This window comes from Rhizobium sp. CF080 (assembly GCF_000282095.2).
GTDB lineage: Bacteria > Pseudomonadota > Alphaproteobacteria > Rhizobiales > Rhizobiaceae > Neorhizobium.
In genome coordinates this window covers 213,298-230,042 of the sequence record NZ_AKKC02000005.1, presented here as the reverse complement: position 1 = coordinate 230,042, position 16,745 = coordinate 213,298, and the positions used below count along the sequence as shown (strand labels likewise).

The window sequence follows — 16,745 nt, the reverse complement described above, 5'->3', positions numbered from 1 at the left end:
ATGCTCCCTATTGATTTTTCGATATATTTAAATACCTCGACCCTCTTGGAGAAATACTATCTGAGATTGCTTCAATAGTCAATAATATTACTTACGATTGCTTTCGCCTTTGGCATTCTTAAGACTGCTTGTGGCGACAGTGCACGGGGCAAATTCAATTGCTATTAAACAAGCTGACTCCTCAAGGGACCGTCGGGGGTGCGCTTTTCGCGGTCGCCCAGCGGCTTCGCCTTCCGGTCGGTCCTTAGGATTTTGAACTGCCCTTGTTCCGACCCTAAAAGAGGCGGCAGATGAGGCGGCATACAAGCTCAAGCGGGCCGTCTTTCTTCACGAGCGCGGCGAAATTCGCGATCGTTCGTTTGAAAGTCGGGCGTTTCGCGCCTCCGGCCTCAACCTCGTCGTCAGCGCAATCGTCCACTGGAGCACCGTTTATCTCAGTCGAGCCCTGCAGCACTGCGTCAGAAACGCCGCATTGGTGCCAATGAGATGCGTAAGCATGTTTCGCCGTTGAGTTGGGAATACTTCAATTTGACAGGCATCTACATACGGGACGAACCGCCAAACTTCGCTGACAGCGGGGCAACTAGGTCTGGACAGCGCTCCGGGATTTGGCTCCCGCCTCAACGCCCGTCCAGGTCGTTGGAGATGGTCTTTTGAGACACACCTAGCCGGGCGGCAATCGCCGTCTGTGACATGCCCTCTTTCCTCAGCTTCTTTGCCTCGATGCGGCGTTCGCGTGGTTGAAGGGCAGCACTGACCGACATAATCTGTTCCTGAAAGCCGTTACCACCATCGCGCAGCATGATATGCACAGCTCGCTTGGTCTTCGTCACCCCTTAAGGGTCTGCTTGCCCTTAGAGATCGAGATCGTGCACGCTTCGAGCCCGATTTCCGTCAGTGGATCTGGCATCTCGATCAGAAAATTACGGGCCCGAATATGCTGCGGGGCTTCCCAATGAGCTTTTTGCGCGGGCCGACGATCTCGATTTTTGTATCAGATTTTGCCATCTGTCGCTTCCTGGAACTATACCATACTAGGATATACTAACACCTTCCAAAAAATGTCGAGTCTGTCCTGCCTCATCGTGCCGGTGGAATTGCCAGCAAATTCCGTGATATCAGGATCGGTGACGCTAGAGGTGATACCGCTCAGGCCGGCAAACAAACATCAGCACTGAGGTTGTGATTTTGCGATCCGCTTGATGTTGGGCAGCAGAGTGTCGGCGTCCACCGTTAGCAGACTGCGATTCGCAAAATTAGCGAGGAAGGTTTTGACGAAATCAAGGTCCGCCTTCGAAATGATCATGCCGCGATTGTCCTTCGCACATTCTGCAAGAAACGTCTCTTCCAGACCTGCCTTTCGAATGGTGTCCACCGCCATAAAAATAGTAGCAGCGGGAATGAGCTTCTGTTCCACCTTCGAAAGGACCGGTTTGATTTTCTGTTCCGCCATAATGTTTCTCCTCAACGGTTGGCAAAGGAACGTAGATCATCTCGCAAACGCAGGTACTCCAGTTCGGCGCGTACGCGCTCTTCCGCAATGGTTAGGGATCTTTGATCGCCCCCTGCTGGTAAAACCATGACGATCGATACCTGGTGCACATCCGTGCGGGTATTTTCAGCTGATCCATCGACGCCCACCACTTCCCAGGTTATACCCCGAGAGGGCAGGTTAAGATCCGGCGTAAGTTTTGAACTCCAAACCGTCGTGAACTTCAGCTTCACACTGTAGGTCGCCAGATCCTTGCTGCCTGCAGCGCCTGCCAGGTTTCCCGACTGGTTGTGATCGAGATATTTTTTGACGTAACTGATCAGGTTCAGATTGCCGGTGATCGGATACACGTAGTTTTTGGGTTTGTAGACGTCCGGCTTGCAATAATCGGTATTGCTGACCATGGTCGCCAACTTCACGAAACTATCAAGCTCCCGAAAAGTCTCGACATTGTTGCGTTCGCGGTTGTTACTAACCGTTGCACCAAGACCGAAGGTCCCTCGCGTAAAAGTGTTCAGAACGTCCACACCGGCGGTGGCGTCGTTCTTCTCGGTAATGTCAAAGTTCCAGTCATAACCGATAAGCGTGTCCTTATAGACGCTGACGATGCTCTGGGCCTCGCGACCGAGGACGGCGAAATCAAATTTCAGGAAATCTTCATCCGTGACGAGCTGTGCCGCGATTTCAGGTTGGCGCCTAGCGATAGCTTCCTTGGCCTTTTGGCGCACCGCGTCTCGCATCTCACAACGGACCCGCCGCGTAATGTCGTAAGTATCGACATGCGCAAAATCTCTGACATCTGGGGGTATCGCACACGCACCTAGAGTGGTCGCGAGCCCTGCAAGGGCTGCTACATAAGAGTATCGGCGGTACATTATTGCCCCTCGACAATATGAAGTGAGTATATTACACTCGCTTAAATTGTAGTCAATAAGAACTTTTAACTGATGTATAAGGTCGACTAGCGGGTCGATGGTTCGACTCTTTCTAGCCGCTGCAGATTTGGTTGATCGTGTGCTCGGCTGTATGAGTGATGACTTACGCCTGCCAGACGCCAAGCGATGGCCGAACCGATCGCAAAGCAAAATGCATCGATCTGGAAAAGGCCGGTCCCAAGGCTCCCTAGGGAACGATCTCCTTCAAAGGTGTCGCCATCGACAGCCGGTGGACCACGTGTCGGATTTTTAGGATGCGCTTGATTTTCGACAGCCCAACAAGCTTGTTCCCTGGGCATTTTCCGGAGCATCGGGCCCATTGCGACAAGGAACAACGGTCTGCCCCCGCTCGTCAATAGTGGGTCTGAGTTCGCCTCCTCTCAAGGCGCTCTGTACTAGATAGCTTGAGGAGACAAGTTTTTGATGAGCAACGAAGTCTGCACCATCTCAAGCTTGTTCACCGCCGACGATGCGACATCGAGATACAGAAGTGGCAGTCGACCGCACCTTGGGGTGTGAGATCCGGCAGAGTTTGTCAACGGTGGCTTCGCGCTGCTCTACTGCCAGCTGCCCAGGCACTCTTGATCAGCTCGTCCGTCGCCGCATAGAACTCGCCGTTTAGGAACGCTTTTCCTTCCGCGAGAACCTCCTTCATCGCGTATTCGCCGGTCAGAGCGGCTTCGAAGCTTTTGTACGGCGGTTGATTTTCCAATCGGGTGGATCGAACCAGCGACCATTGAAAGGCTCCGCGGGGCATGGTCTTCTGAAACATCACCAAACGGGTCTGCGGGCTCATAGACAGGCCGATCTTGTAGATCCGCCGACCTTGCGCGGGTTCGCCCAAGAAGGTGCCGGTATCGCCTGACAAAGACAGAAGGTACAGCTCCTTTTCAGTATCGACTGGCTCACCTTCGACGATGTACCCCGAGCGGTTTACTGGCCCGCCCATCACCCGGTCATGCCCCCGACCGGGAACATGGATGGTCTGATCGATAACATTTGGTCGCCCAAAGACCGGAACCTCGATATAGGGAATTTGCCTGAGCCGATCCACGCCGACCGGGCCAAGCACCTCTCCATTTGTCGCGACCGAGCGGGCACGATGTGCGAGCGACGGGTCGAGATCGCTGATATCGATACGGTACTCGGGAAGAAAACTGAAGGCGTTGATCGCCTGCAGGGAGTGCTGCCACTTCAGAGGTTCACGCTGATGATGAAGGGGATCTGTGAACTGATCTCTATGACCTGGCCTATGCGACACAAGATAAAATCCCGTCACCTGGCCCCGCAAATGGGATTCCGCCGCGCGTCTTGTGACATAAATCACCATGATGAATGGGTCCGTTGTTTCGCCAACCACCGTCTCCAGGCGACCAGCCTTGGTATATCCCACGGTACCCCATGTTGCGGGGTCCCATCCCCAAAACGAAGTAACATGGGTGGCATAACCTTTGTCCCAGATGTCCATGGTGCAGATCTCCAGACCGTAATGCGAGCCCCCTTACGCGTTGCTGCAGCGGTTCGTATAGCTTTTACAAGGAAGGAATAAATTCAGTCAGCTATCAAGCAATGCCCGCTTTAGTCGATCCTCATGTTCGCTCGTCGCTCCGACGCGCCCAGGGAAACCCATGCTCGTCACGGACGATTCGTACGAGGGGCTGCCCCGGGGTGTTCAGCCGGACGATCGATGAGTACCGGCGCCGCTCCGCCAGCTGATTTTGGAGATTTGCGGCGATGGGACCGATGATTCGCCCGGAGCTGCATTCAGGTCATGGGTAGTGCGGGAGGAACAGTACTGCATCATGAGGGCAGTCCAGGCGTCGCGACTACCACGAAAAGGTCGCGGGCGGAATGGCAGTTTCTTACAAACTGACACCCAATAGCGGACTGCCAGCAGACGACCCCAAATCGGCTTTGAGCGGCTCTTGTTCCCTGGTCTCCTAAACGCCAATCGCCCGGCGTCTTCGGATGATTTTTTGGTCGTTCGGGATCAGATGCTGACCTGCTCGCCGATCTCGATAACGCGGTTGGCGGGAAGCTTGAAGTAGGCAGACGGGTCGATGCCGAGCCCCGACAGCGCGATGTAAAGATTGTCCTGCCACTGGGGTAGCCCGGAGTTCGAATTGCCGACCAGCGTGCGTCGGCCGAGGTAGAACGAGGTCTGCATGATCTCGAACTTGAAGCCAGCCTTCTTCTTACAGATTGCAAGCGCCTTGGTGACGTTCGGCTCGTCCATGAATCCGAAGCAGAGCTCTAGGCGGACGAACTTGTCTGAAATCGGCGTGAGGGTCGCGCGGTGTTCATCGGGGACGTGGGGGTTTTCCGAAGTCCTCACGGTCAAAATGACGTTCTTCTCGTGGAGGACGTGGTTGTGCTTGATGTTGTGGAGGAGGGGCACCGGTGCCTTGACCAACCGTCTCCAGCGCCGGACTTCGTATTGGCGGTCATAGAGGCGATTCCTCCTCCTTTCAAGGATTGAGCGAGCACAATTGCCCATGGCATGGTCGGAGATCTTGCGCGCTTCTCGTGTTGGCTGTTCTCGCAAGCCAACAATCGAAAGAAGCAGCGACAGATGGACTGCAGAGCGAGTACCGCCAAAGCGCTGCGCATGTTTCTAGATACGATCACCGCCCTGCAATCCGCCAACGACTATCCGCTGGTCGAGGTTCCCGACTTGTTAAGGGAAGTGCATGAATGGATCGGCTTTGCGGATTTCTTCACGCATGTTCGCACCGGCGACACTCCGAAAAATGTCTCTGCCATGCTCGCTGGCGTACTGGCCGATGCGACCAATCTCGGACCGAAACGAATGGCGGTCGCATCCAAGGGGATCAGCGCTCACCAGATTGGGTGGATGCGCACATACCATGCTCGATCGGAGACCTACCGCACGGCGCAAGCGTGCATCGCCGATGCCCACACCCAGCATCCGTATTCCCGCCTTTGGGGCAACGGCACGACATCTTCGTCAGATGGCCAATTCTTCCGCGCGAGCGACCGAGCCGCAAAGCGCGGCGACATCAATTTGCATTACGGCAGTGAACCCGGATCGAAAATTCTATAGCCATCTGTCAGATCAATACGGCTACTTCAGCATTTTGCCCATCAGTCCGACCGAAAGCGAGGCGGCCTATGTGCTCGATGGGCTCTTCGATCAGGACACGGTCCTCGACATCCATGAACATTTTACCGACACAGGGGGTGCCAGTGATCATATCTTCGGGCTGTTCGCCTTGATCGGAAAGCGGTTCTCACCGCGACTGCGCAATCTCAAAGACCGGAAGTTCCACACGTTCGAAAAGAGCGATGCATATCCGGCGCTGTCGAACCACATCGGGGCGCCCATCAATGCCAATCTGATCCTCGATCATTGGGACGAGCTGCTCCATCTTGCGGCGTCGATCACGACGCGGTCCGTGGTGCCGTCTACCATCCTCAAGAAACTGTCCGCATCTCCGAAGCAAAGCCATCTCGCCAGGGCGCTCCGCGAACTCGGCCGTATCGAAAGGTCGCTCTTCATGATCGAATGGTACTCAAGTCCGGCACTACGACGGAGATGCCAAGCCGGCCTCAACAAGGGCGAGGCAGCGCATAAGCTGAAGCGCGCTGTCTTCTTCCACGAGCGCGGCGAAATCCGTGATCGGTCGTTCGAAAGCCAAGCTTTCCGTGCCTCGGGGCTCAATCTCGTCGTCAGCGCGATCGTCCACTGGAATACGGTTTATCTTGATCGCGCGGTCACGCAACTGAAACGAGCGGGGCGAGACATTCCTGACGCTCTGTTGAAGCACATCTCGCCGCTCAGTTGGGAGCATATCAATCTTACCGGCATCTACACCTGAGATGCCGAACATCAGATGCCGAACGGATTTCGATCGCTCCGTCTTCCAGCTGGGCTGCAGCGGGTCGCATAAGTTCTCATTCCGTTCGCCCTTAGCGTACGATTTCGGACTGCTCTTGTTCTGGCCCCAGACAAGGCAGGCGATGTTGCAGGTGTGCAACTCATCAGAAAAACTAGCCTCAGCCGTCACGCGCGAATGAAGCGTAATTTGTCCACAATGTTTCAAAAGGCAGCAATGAAATCAATGGGTAAATATGACTATTTGGGGCAAGTTTTTCATTCGCGTCGATCTCGATCGTCAAATCGTTGTCATTGCACGCTTTTTTCATATCCCTTAAGCCAAGATAACCGTTTGGGCTAATCGTGGGCGTGCAGTGAACAAGCTTGGGATAGGAAAATTACTTTCTGCTTTTCTTCAGGTGCGACCGCGGCTGGAAGCAACCGCCACCAAGTGGACCGGAAACCGTGCAATTGCGGAGGACCTGCTACAGGATACGTGGCTGAAACTTGAGAGCCGGAGCGGAGAAAGATCTATTGAGAACCCGGCCGGGTTCGTTGCTCAGGTGGCAAAAAACACCATCTCCGATCACGCGCGAAAAGAGCGCCGCCGCGCAGAAATAGATTCAGACGTTGCCGACTTGCTCTGGGAAGCCACAGACGAAATTTCTCCAGAGCGGACGACAATAGGCAAAGAAAACCTGAAAGCTGTGAGTGCTGCGCTCGACGAACTCCCGGAAAGGACACGTCGGATTTTTCTACTGAACCGGATCGACCAAATTTCCCACCGTCGCATCGCCGAGATGTTTGGGATCACCGACGAGGCGGTCTATTACCATATTCGTCGTGCGCTCGAGCACCTGGCCGATATTCGCGATCAGATGAGCCGCTGATTTTTTGCTGTCTTGTTTAGGCAAACGATGTATTCGCGCGTCAATAGAGTAGAAGCGGTTGGGAGAACCGCATCCGCCACCGAAACAAGCGACCCCCGAGCGAATGAACGAACCCGAACAACATCCCCCGGTCGATCGCCGGATTGCGCTTGATGCACGAGACTGGATCGTGCGCCTTACATCCGGCACTATCAGCGATGCGGAGCTGGAGCGCTTCAAGGCCTGGCAAGACTGTTCCCCCGACCATCGGCGCGCGTTCGAGCAGGAACGCATCTTCTGGCAACAGCTGCAAGTACTGGATGGCCGGTCGGACGGCCTACGTCCGTTTCCGGTTCCCATCACAAAAGAACGCGCACCACTCAGACGCCGTGGCTTTCTGGTCGGCGGCGGAGCGATCGCTGCTGCGGCTGCCGGCTTGTTCGTTTATCCTCGCGTTGAACTGATGGTCAAGGCTGATTTCTCGACAGCGGTCGGAGAAATCGCTGACTTTACCTTGCCTGACGGTTCGGTCGCGTCGCTGAATACCGATAGCGCCATTGCCGTGAACTACCTGCCGAACCTACGGCTCGTTGAACTCCTGAAGGGTGAGGCGGAGTTCAAGGTGCAGGCTGATGCAACTTCGCTATTTCGGGTGGCGGCGCTTGGTGGAAATAGCGATGCGCTTGGGACGACATTTTCGGTCAGCGCGATCGATGGGCTTGTAACTGTCACCGTCGCGGACGGTAATGTGCGTGTGAGAGGCCCTTCGACTCCGACGGATATGCCTCGGTCCGATGTCGATGGGGTCAGGCTTCACGTGGCGGAGCAAACGACCTACGTGTCCGGTGAACCGCCGATCGGTCCGACGCCTGTCGATATTGACGTGTCCCTGGCATGGCGGAAGGGCCGTATCATCTTCGAGGGCCGGCCCTTCGCGAGCGCCATGGCGGAACTCGGCCGTTATGTTCCTGAGCGGATCGTCCTGCGGCCGGGTATACGCGGGAACGTGCCCGTCAGCGCGATCTTCTCGACGCGAGAGGCCGCCTCGGCGGTCCAGGCCTTGGCGAAAACCCAAGGCCTTACGGTACGACGGGTGCCCGGGGTCATGATCCTCGTTTCCTGATCGACCGAAAATTTCCAAAAAGTTGTTTTTCCGTCTTTAGGCAAAACGGCTTCTCACCCGTCAAGAAGGTGAAGGGCCTGGAATTGACTGGTGAACCCTTCAATCAGGCCCGGGCGGGGCCGTTGTTGCAGAGGGGTTTAGGGTTCGATGAACGGAAATGCAGCGGAGAATGGAACAGGTCGCGGCTACAGGCGGCTGCTGGTGACTTTGATGATGAGCACAGCTCTCTGGGCTGGGCCGTTCTCACCCCTCCTGCCGCTTTCCCCGGCCGCCGCACAATCAGCAAGAACCCACAGCTTTAACATCCCGAGCCAGCCTTTGAGCCGGGCGTTGCGCGCGCTTGCGGATCAGAGCGGCGTGCAGATCGCATATGAGACATCGGTTGCTTCCGGCGCGATCGCACCCGCAGTCAACGGAACGATGACGACGGAAGAGGCTCTCAGTCGTCTGATCTCCGGCTCCGGACTGAGCTACGGTTTCACCAATTCGAATACCGTAACCATCACCGGCGGCCTCCAGACCACAGGAGGATCTCCTTCTGACGCAACGACGCTTGCACCAATTATCATCCAGGGCGAAGGCCAGGAGGCATTCGGACCTCAAAATGGCTTCATCGCCCAGGACGCTGTATCCGGGACCAAAAGCGATACGCCGATCGTAGAAACCCCGTATTCTGTTTCGATCATCAACCGAAAGCAGCTTGATGCTCAAAACCCCCAATCGTTACCCGAGGCTTTGCGCTATACCCCGGGAGTTGCGACAGGCTTCTTCGGCAATGATACCCGGAGCGTCGATGCCCAGGTCTACATTCGCGGCTTCGGGGACGATCCGAGCCAGCTCTTTTGGAACGGATTGAGCCTGCCGGGCGATAGCTACGTCAACTCTCCGAGCATCGACCCCTATACACTCGAGCAGATCGAAGTGCTCCGCGGCCCGGCTTCGGTTCTCTACGGGCAGTCGGCACCAGGCGGTATCGTCAATTTCCGTTCGAAGCGCCCGACCGAGGAGCGTTTGCATGAAATCGTCGTCGGAACAGGAAATTACGGCCGTGCCTATACCGGCTTCGACTTTGGCGGGCCGATTACCGAGGATGGTGATCTTCTCTATCGCCTGACGGGGGTCGCCTATCACACCGGCACTCAGGTCGATTTCACCGCCAACGAGCGGATCGCCATCGCGCCTTCACTGACCTGGAAGCCGGACGCGGAGACCGAATTAACGATCCTAGGTAGTTATCAGCGTGACCCGGATGGCCTTGGTTTCAGTTCCCTCCCTCTGGTGGGCACTTTGTTGCCGAGCGTCAGTGGCAAAATTCCCACCGACCGCTATTTCGGCGAGCCAAATTATGACGAGTTCGATCGCGAGACGGCGTCGATTGGTTACGAGTTCAAGCATCGCTTTGACGAAGTCTGGTCCTTCAACCAAAACTTCCGTTTCCTGCACGCAGGCGGTCATTATCGAGAAATCCAGCCGGACGACTGGACCGACGCAACCAATACCGAGATCAGCCGCTGGAACTGGGGGACTGACGGTATCCTCAATGCCGTGGCGATCGACAACCAGCTCCGGGCCGAATTCGATACAGGCCCGATGAACCATACGGTGCTGTTTGGCCTCGACTACAAGAAACAGTGGACTCACCTGCATCACTACTGGTCCAGGCTCGGCGTTCCGGATCTGAATGTCGCAGATCCTGTTTACGCCTCGTCGATCCCGGACCCCGCCGAGATCGTTAACAGCAAGGGAACGCTGGAACAGACTGGCATCTACGCCCAGGATCAGATGGAATTCGGCAATTGGCGCTTTCTCGCCGGCATTCGGCAAGACTGGTCGGAGACGACATCCCAAAACCTTCGTGTCGTCGGCAGCCCTGAAACGTCACAAAAAGATGATGCCTTCACCTGGCGCGTCGGGGCTGTTTATCTGTTCGACAACGGTCTCGCACCTTATGCCAGCTATACGACGTCGTTCAAACCCGAAGCCGGGACCGACTTTGGAGGCAACACTTTCGAGCCGACGACGGCACAGCAATATGAAGTCGGCATAAAATACCAGCCGGAAGGCCTCGACAGTTTCGTGCAGGCATCGGTTTTTGACCTCACCCAGCAGAATGTCCAGACGCCCGATCCCGACCCGACCCATGTCGGCTTCAGTGTCCAGACGGGCGAAGTGAGGGTTCGAGGTGTCGAGCTCAGCACGTTCCTGGCGCTCAACGACAATATCGACCTCGTGGCTTCGTATACCTACAACGACATCGAAACAACCAAGGCCAATACTGACGCATCAGGCTTTAATCCGGGGGGACGGGTTCCATGGTATTACCCGAAGCAGACAGCTTCTGCCTGGCTCAACTATACTTTCGATAGTGGCGCACTGGAAGGTTTGAAGCTCGGCGGCGGCATTCGCTACGTCGGCTCCGGCTATAATGGCCCTCATCAGCTTTACAAGGTTCCCGACTTCACGCTGTTCGATGCGGCTGTATCCTACGATTTCGGAGCGAAGACGCCTGAGTTAGCCGGGCTCGAACTGAGCGTGAACGTCTCCAATCTGTTCGACAAAGAGTATCTGGCGCGATGCAGCGAGATCAATTGCTCCTACGGAATTCGCCGCACCGTTCTCGCTAACCTGAAATACAAATGGTGAAGGCAGACAGTACACGGCGGGGCGCTGCCCCGGCGGGAATAATGAGGCGCCGATTTCTGACCGGCGCCGCAGCGAGTTTGGTGCTTCCTTCCATAGGGGCTGCGGAGGTGCCCGCACCCCTCGGTCCGCGAGTTGCTGTGCTCGCGCGATGGATGGTGGAAACTGTCCTGGCATTGGGCGTTACGCCCGTTGCCATCCCGGAGCTATCCCGAAATCCGGTGTGGCGAGGCTTGGGCTTGCAAGGCTCGATCGATCTCGGCCTGATCGGGGAGCCCAATCTGGAACTCCTCGATCAACTGCGGCTCGATTACATTTTCATCGAAGCCGGGTTTCAGAGTGCCCGCTGGACACCGATCCTTGGTGAGATCGCGCCGGTCGTCGTGGGGTCGATCTATAATCGAAGTCTGGCGCCATTGAACGCCGCTCGCGTGGAGAGCCGGCGGTTTGGGGAATTGTTGACCGTCGAGGATCGTGCAGATGCACTTTTGGCTGACACCGCTGCGGCGCTGGAAACAGCAGCTGCCATGCCACTAGCCCGAACTCCACCTGTCTTCGTCGTGCGGCTCCTTGATGACCGCAATGTCATCCTGTTTTGTGGTGGAAGCATATTCGATGACGTGCTCAAGGCAGTTGGTATACGCAACGCCTGCAGCCTCTCCAGTATGTGGGGCTTTTTGAGTAACGGGATAGAGGCACTGGCGGCAGTGCCGGACGCCCACCTTATCTATTTTGATCCAGTGCCCCCGGAGGCACGGGTCCTCTTCGACAAGCCATCGCTCTGGTCTCATCTGCCAGCCGTTAAGGCCGGCCGTGTCACGGCGATACCGGAACTCTATAGTTGGGGAGCACTACCAACCGCAAGGCTCTTCGCCGAAATTCTGGTCGAACGCCTTACCCCGGGAAGACGGGGATGAGCAAGATGACAGTCGAAGCACGCCGAAGCTTCGCCGGCGCAATTGGAAGTTCACCGGCCCCGCTTGTCGTCATGCTCGTCGCTGCCGCCACCTCACTGACGTGCCTCTCGCTCGGACGCCACCTCCCTCCGGCCGATTGGTGGTCAGCCGCCATGGGGGCGGACGGATCGGCCGTCTCGGCTTGGGTCGTCCACTATAGTTTCCTGCCGCGACTGGTGGTGTCGATCCTCGCTGGGGCTATGCTGGCGCTTGCCGCGGCCATTTTCCAGCAGGTGCTGCGCAATCCGCTCGCGGAGCCCGCGACGTTGGGGGTATCGGCCGGGGCGTCGCTTGCCGTGACGGCATCGACGCTTTGGCTTCCCGGAATGCTTGGGTTCGGGCGCGAAGGCGCGGCCATCCTTGGTGGAGCAATCGCAACCGCGCTGGTATTCGGGCTGTCGTGGAAGAGGGGGCTGTCACCCCTGTCACTGATCCTTGCCGGTCTGATCGTCAGTCTCTTTCTGGGCAGCGTCAGCGCGGTGATCAGCCTCTTCCATAACCAGATCCTGCAAAGTGTGTTTCTCTGGAGTTCGGGTACACTCCGTCAGAACGACTGGGGTGAGGTTAAATACCTGCTGCCGCGCCTTGTTGCAGGTCTGGTGCTGGCTTGTCTTATCGTGCGGCCTCTCACGATCCTGTCGCTGGATGACGAAAGCGGCAGGAGCCTGGGCTTGTCACAACGGAATATCAGGCTGTTGGCGCTCGCTGTCGCTGTCTCATTGTCGGCGTTTGTCGTCAGCGCCGTTGGCATGATTGGCTTCGTCGGGCTGGCGGCCCCGGCTATCGCCCGTCTGGCGGGAGCACGGACGGCAGGTCAGCGGCTTACCTGGGCGCCGATGGTCGGCGGTTCGCTTCTTTGGCTGACCGATCAACTCGTCCAGATTCTGCCGTTGCTCCAGGAATTGCCGACAGGGGTGGGAACTGCAATTCTCGGTGCCCCAATTCTGATCTGGATGCTTCCGAGGCTGAAGGCGAATATGGTTCCGCCGCGATCCGATACAGCCGATCTCGCTTTTCGCACCAGACGTTCATGGACAGTCGTACTGGTCGCACTGATGTTGCTGATCATTCTCATCTTGCCGGTGCTATTCCTCGGGCAGGTACCGCATGGCTGGACCTGGCTGTCGACGGGGGACGCCGAACGCCTGCTTCGATGGCGGTGGCCAAGGACGACCGCGGCACTTGGCGGCGGCGCCGTTCTCGCCATGGCCGGAACAATCCTCCAGCGGATGACCGCGAATCCGATGGCATCGCCGGAAGTGCTTGGCGTCTCCTCTGGCGCGGCCTGCGGCGTGATCCTGCTCGCTTTTCTCGCGCCGACCCCTGACAAGTCGATTCAAATGGGGGCTGCGGCGATCGGCGCATCGATCACCCTCTTCTTAATACTGGCCATCGGTAGAAAGACCTCTTTCTCGCCAGAGCGCATGCTACTGGTCGGTGTTGCTCTGGCAACAGTCTTTGGCGCTCTCGTTTCGATGCTTATGGTGTCCGGAGATCCGCGTATGGGTATGTTGCTTTCGTGGATGGCGGGCTCGACCTATCAGGTTACCAACTCTGACGCGGTGATCGTGATCATAGTCGTTGTTGCATCTCTTCCTGCGATGATGCTGTTTTCGCGTTGGCTGGAGATTTTGCCGCTGGGTGAAGCTTCTGCCCGGGCGCTTGGAATAGGATTGGCGTCAAGTCGGCTTTGGCTTCTGACGGCCACCGCGGTCTTGACGGGAACGGCCACGCTGATTGTGGGACCGTTGTCGTTCGTGGGACTGATGGCGCCGCACATGGCACGGATGATGGGGCTCCAGCGTCCCATGCCGCAGCTCTACGGCTCGGCCGTGCTCGGGGCTTTCATCATGCTGATGGCCGACTGGCTCGGTCGTAACCTGCTCTTTCCGTACCAAGTGCCCGCAGGTCTGCTGGCAACATTCGTCGGCGGGCCTTATTTCATGTGGATCTTCAGACGGGGAGGGGCATGAAGCAGGATCGTGTCACGACATTGCAACTGATGGCTGAGACAATCGGCCTGTTGCGGCCATTCTGGCCGCTGGTGGTATTTGCGACCGGAATAGGAATTGCGGGCGGCATTGCAACCGCGTGGCTGCTGGCGGGCATCAACGAGGGGCTGCATGGCGATGCCGGGAGCAATGCGACACTCGCTGGCAAGTTCCTCGGTCTTTGCGCGTTGAGCATCGGAGGAACGGCAGTAGCCGGCGCAATGAACAGCGTAGTGGGCCAAAAGATCATCGCCGCCCTTCGCAAGGAAATCTCTGCGCGGATCTTGCGGGCGCCGATCGCCCGGCTCGAAGTCCACCGGTCCTACCGGCTGATGTCGGTTCTCACGGGTGATGTGGATACCGTTTCCGCCTTCACCTTCAATTTCTCGGCTTATGTGATCGCGCTTGCGATTGTCATCGGCAGCCTGTTCTATCTGTTCAGCCTGTCTCTGGCCGTCTTCCTGATGGCGATCGTGTCGCTCGCCCTTGGGCTGGCAATCAACATGTTCTCCCACAAGGTCTGGATTCATGACTACGAGGAAGTGCGAACCACCCAGGATGAACTCCACAAGCAATACCGAGCGATCACTGAGGGCGCGAAGGAGCTTAAGATCAGCCGGCCCCGGCGTGCCCGCGTCTACGGCGAACTGTTGTCGCAGGCGGCCGACCAGGTCGCCAGTCTCAAGAGCCGGGCAATGAAACTGCATTGGATCGCGGATGCCGCTGCATCGGCGATATTCTTCGTGATGATCGGCCTGTTGCTCGCGGGCCGCTCCCGGCTTGAGATCGATAATGTCGCGATCAGCGGCGCCGTGATCGTCCTTCTTTACATCAAGGGGCCAGTAGACCAACTCGCCAGTGCACTGCCGGTGTTCGATCAGGCTCGCATTTCCTTCGCTCGCATTGCCGCACTTTCGGCTGAGCTCGATGACCACGAGATCAATATTCCTTTGGTCATAACTTCAGACCAGGGCGCAAAGTCACCCGTGTCTTGGATCGAAATGCGCGGCGTGACATATGATTTCCCCACCTACGAGGGTCATGAGCCTTTCCAACTCGGTCCGATTGATCTGACGATCACCGGCGGGGAGCTGATATTCATCGTCGGCGAAAACGGTTCCGGCAAGACGACGCTGATCAAGCTTCTTTTAGGGCTCTACAGTCCAAAGTCCGGCGCGGTGCTGCTGGATGGCGAACCCGTGAAGGCAGGCGATCGGGATGAATACCGTCAGCTCTTCACGACGATCTTTTCCGACTACTACCTGTTTGACGACTTCGCCTACGGCGCACTGCCAGACGAGGCCGGCCCGCATCTGGAAAGACTCGGCATTGGCCATAAGGTGAAAGTTGACGGCGATACGTTCACAACAGCGGACCTCTCCACCGGGCAGCGCAAACGCCTTGCTCTGGTACAGGCCCGGCTGGAAGATCGCCCTGTTGTCGTGACGGATGAATGGGCCGCAGATCAGGATCCGGAATTCCGCCGCGTCTTCTACGAAGAGCTGTTGCCTGAGATGAAACGACAGGGCAAGACCCTCATCGTCATCAGCCATGACGATCGATATTTCCATGTCGCCGATCGGATTGTCACCATGCGGGACGGCCGTATTGTTGAAGCTGGCTCCGCCCCTAACCGGAGTGCAAGGTTTGACCACCATGACCAATACCTGAAGGATGAGAGCGTATGAGCAACGCCGCGTTCGCAGAGAAAGAGGCCCAGGCTCAGCAAGCTGCGCTGTTCGAACTGCAGGATGTCTCGTTCTCGGTTCCGGGCAGGATGTTGCTGCAGCCGTTGACAATGACCATTCCGCCCCGGCGCACGATCGGGCTCATCGGTCACAATGGCTCGGGCAAATCCACGCTTTTGAAGATCCTGGCACGACAGCAGCCGGCCTCTGGCGGAGTAGTCCGCTTCGAGGGAAAGACGCTCGCCGAATGGGGCGACCGGCCGTTCGCCAGGAAGCTTGCCTACCTGCCACAACAGACGCCGGCGGCAAGCGGGATGCTGGTCAAGGAACTGGTAGCGCTTGGGCGCTATCCATGGCATGGAGCGCTCGGCCGTTTCGGCAAGACCGATCGCGACAGGGTCGATGAGGCAATGTCCCTGACGGATGTCGCGGGCATGGCGGACCGCCTAGTCGACACCCTCTCCGGTGGTGAGCGCCAACGGGTGTGGCTGGCGATGCTCGTCGCGCAGGATGCCGAGTGCTTGTTGCTGGACGAGCCGATCTCGGCGCTCGATGTTGCACACCAGATCGAGGTTCTATCGCTGGTGCAGCGTCTAAGTCATTCCAGGGGTCTGGGCGTGCTTCTCGTTCTGCATGACGTCAACATGGCAGCCCGCTTCTGTGATGAGATAATCGCGCTTCACACCGGGAGAATGATCGTTCGAGGAGCCCCACAAGCAATCATGACACCGGAGGCATTGAAAGAAATTTACGGTCTCAACATGGCAATAGCCTCCCACCCGAAAAACGGATTGCCGGTCGCGATGCCAGCTTGAGAAGACATTTCCCACAAGAGCTGTTTTCCCGGCCTTAGCTGTCGATACCACCAATTTTTACATGAGAGACCAAAATGGTTATCTGGCTTATCAAAGCAGGCGAGCAGCTCTCCGCTCCGTCTTGTTGCATTGTTATAGTAGCTGGAGGCCTGTCCCTTCGCGTTTCCCGGCCTACACGCCGATCCTTCCGCCGCTGAACTTCGCTGATCGGATTTCGGCCGTTGGTGCCGTGAACGGATTTCACCTTAAGTCCCGACGCGCGGACCATCTCAGCGGTGAAAGAGATCTCGGCGTCGCTGAGCATATAGGAATTTCCGGAATCGGGGTTCCAGTTGATATTGGTGAAGCCCGCTTCGGATACCAGCCGCAGGGAGCGCTTGATACCTTCGTCTTACCAG

General features: G+C 57.2%; 11 protein-coding genes and 3 pseudogenes. 9 read left to right on the top strand and 5 right to left on the bottom strand.

Translation table 11 applies throughout. The features are described from left to right. Window positions 1-307: 307 nt before the first annotated feature. Window positions 308-546: pseudogene (locus PMI07_RS34250) on the top strand (Tn3 family transposase); the annotation flags it as partial. A 74-nt stretch (window positions 547-620) separates the two neighbouring features. Here the strand turns inward: PMI07_RS34250 and PMI07_RS16720 are convergent. The 5 genes and pseudogenes from PMI07_RS16720 to PMI07_RS16700 form a co-directional block, all read right to left on the bottom strand. Next, window positions 621-833 carry a helix-turn-helix domain-containing protein gene (locus PMI07_RS16720; protein ID WP_155956541.1) on the bottom strand — a complete coding sequence of 71 codons (213 nt, stop codon included), beginning with the start codon at window positions 831-833 and terminating at the stop codon, window positions 621-623. A gap of 335 nt (window positions 834-1,168) precedes the next feature. Continuing rightward, the gene (locus PMI07_RS16715) at window positions 1,169-1,453 is read right to left on the bottom strand and encodes a hypothetical protein (protein WP_007773102.1); all 285 of its coding nucleotides are present in this window, start codon (window positions 1,451-1,453) and stop codon (window positions 1,169-1,171) included. A gap of 11 nt (window positions 1,454-1,464) precedes the next feature. Further along, window positions 1,465-2,220: a hypothetical protein gene (locus PMI07_RS16710; protein WP_155956540.1), complete on the bottom strand. Its 756-nt coding sequence runs from the start codon at window positions 2,218-2,220 to the stop codon at window positions 1,465-1,467. A gap of 742 nt (window positions 2,221-2,962) precedes the next feature. Further along, window positions 2,963-3,895 (bottom strand): hypothetical protein, encoded by a 933-nt coding sequence (locus PMI07_RS16705; protein ID WP_007773105.1) that lies wholly within the window; start codon window positions 3,893-3,895, stop codon window positions 2,963-2,965. A 522-nt stretch (window positions 3,896-4,417) separates the two neighbouring features. Next, window positions 4,418-4,819 (bottom strand): annotated as a pseudogene (locus tag PMI07_RS16700) (KUP/HAK/KT family potassium transporter); the annotation flags it as partial. A gap of 258 nt (window positions 4,820-5,077) precedes the next feature. Between PMI07_RS16700 and PMI07_RS16695 the strand changes: the two are divergent. The 8 genes and pseudogenes from PMI07_RS16695 to PMI07_RS16660 form a co-directional block, all read left to right on the top strand. Continuing rightward, window positions 5,078-6,338 (top strand): annotated as a pseudogene (locus PMI07_RS16695) (Tn3 family transposase); the annotation flags it as partial. Between the two features lie 301 nt (window positions 6,339-6,639). Beyond that, the gene (locus tag PMI07_RS16690; protein ID WP_197032531.1) at window positions 6,640-7,155 is read left to right on the top strand and encodes an RNA polymerase sigma factor; all 516 of its coding nucleotides are present in this window, start codon (window positions 6,640-6,642) and stop codon (window positions 7,153-7,155) included. A 103-nt stretch (window positions 7,156-7,258) separates the two neighbouring features. Next, entirely contained in the window at window positions 7,259-8,257 is a 999-nt protein-coding gene (locus PMI07_RS16685; RefSeq protein WP_007773114.1) for a FecR domain-containing protein, read from the top strand. 147 nt (window positions 8,258-8,404) lie between these two features. Further along, window positions 8,405-10,900 carry a TonB-dependent siderophore receptor gene (locus tag PMI07_RS16680; RefSeq protein WP_007773116.1) on the top strand — a complete coding sequence of 832 codons (2,496 nt, stop codon included), beginning with the start codon at window positions 8,405-8,407 and terminating at the stop codon, window positions 10,898-10,900. Continuing rightward, window positions 10,894-11,814 carry an ABC transporter substrate-binding protein gene (locus tag PMI07_RS33685; RefSeq protein WP_051484196.1) on the top strand — a complete coding sequence of 307 codons (921 nt, stop codon included), beginning with the start codon at window positions 10,894-10,896 and terminating at the stop codon, window positions 11,812-11,814. Before PMI07_RS16680 ends, PMI07_RS33685 begins: the two co-directional genes overlap by 7 nt. Beyond that, window positions 11,811-13,826, top strand: a complete 2,016-nt coding sequence (gene fhuB / locus PMI07_RS16670) for a Fe(3+)-hydroxamate ABC transporter permease FhuB (RefSeq protein ID WP_007773119.1) — start codon at window positions 11,811-11,813, stop codon at window positions 13,824-13,826. The genes PMI07_RS33685 and fhuB overlap by 4 nt, the downstream gene beginning before the upstream one ends. Further along, a complete protein-coding gene (locus PMI07_RS16665) occupies window positions 13,823-15,532 on the top strand; it encodes a cyclic peptide export ABC transporter (protein WP_007773121.1) in 1,710 nt (569 codons plus the stop codon). Before fhuB ends, PMI07_RS16665 begins: the two co-directional genes overlap by 4 nt. Beyond that, window positions 15,529-16,347 carry an ATP-binding cassette domain-containing protein gene (locus PMI07_RS16660; RefSeq protein ID WP_007773123.1) on the top strand — a complete coding sequence of 273 codons (819 nt, stop codon included), beginning with the start codon at window positions 15,529-15,531 and terminating at the stop codon, window positions 16,345-16,347. The genes PMI07_RS16665 and PMI07_RS16660 overlap by 4 nt, the downstream gene beginning before the upstream one ends. The last annotated feature ends 398 nt before the right edge of the window (window positions 16,348-16,745 follow it).

What these genes read in the sequence shown, in the direction of transcription:
- PMI07_RS16715 (WP_007773102.1), bottom strand. Translation starts at nt 1,453, where the DNA reads ATGGCGGAACAGAAAATCAAACCGGTCCTTTCGAAGGTGGAACAGAAG.
- PMI07_RS16685 (WP_007773114.1), top strand. Translation starts at nt 7,259, where the DNA reads ATGAACGAACCCGAACAACATCCCCCGGTCGATCGCCGGATTGCGCTT.
- PMI07_RS16705 (WP_007773105.1), bottom strand. Translation starts at nt 3,895, where the DNA reads ATGGACATCTGGGACAAAGGTTATGCCACCCATGTTACTTCGTTTTGG.
- fhuB (WP_007773119.1), top strand. Translation starts at nt 11,811, where the DNA reads ATGAGCAAGATGACAGTCGAAGCACGCCGAAGCTTCGCCGGCGCAATT.
- PMI07_RS16660 (WP_007773123.1), top strand. Translation starts at nt 15,529, where the DNA reads ATGAGCAACGCCGCGTTCGCAGAGAAAGAGGCCCAGGCTCAGCAAGCT.
- PMI07_RS33685 (WP_051484196.1), top strand. Translation starts at nt 10,894, where the DNA reads ATGGTGAAGGCAGACAGTACACGGCGGGGCGCTGCCCCGGCGGGAATA.
- PMI07_RS16680 (WP_007773116.1), top strand. Translation starts at nt 8,405, where the DNA reads ATGAACGGAAATGCAGCGGAGAATGGAACAGGTCGCGGCTACAGGCGG.
- PMI07_RS16665 (WP_007773121.1), top strand. Translation starts at nt 13,823, where the DNA reads ATGAAGCAGGATCGTGTCACGACATTGCAACTGATGGCTGAGACAATC.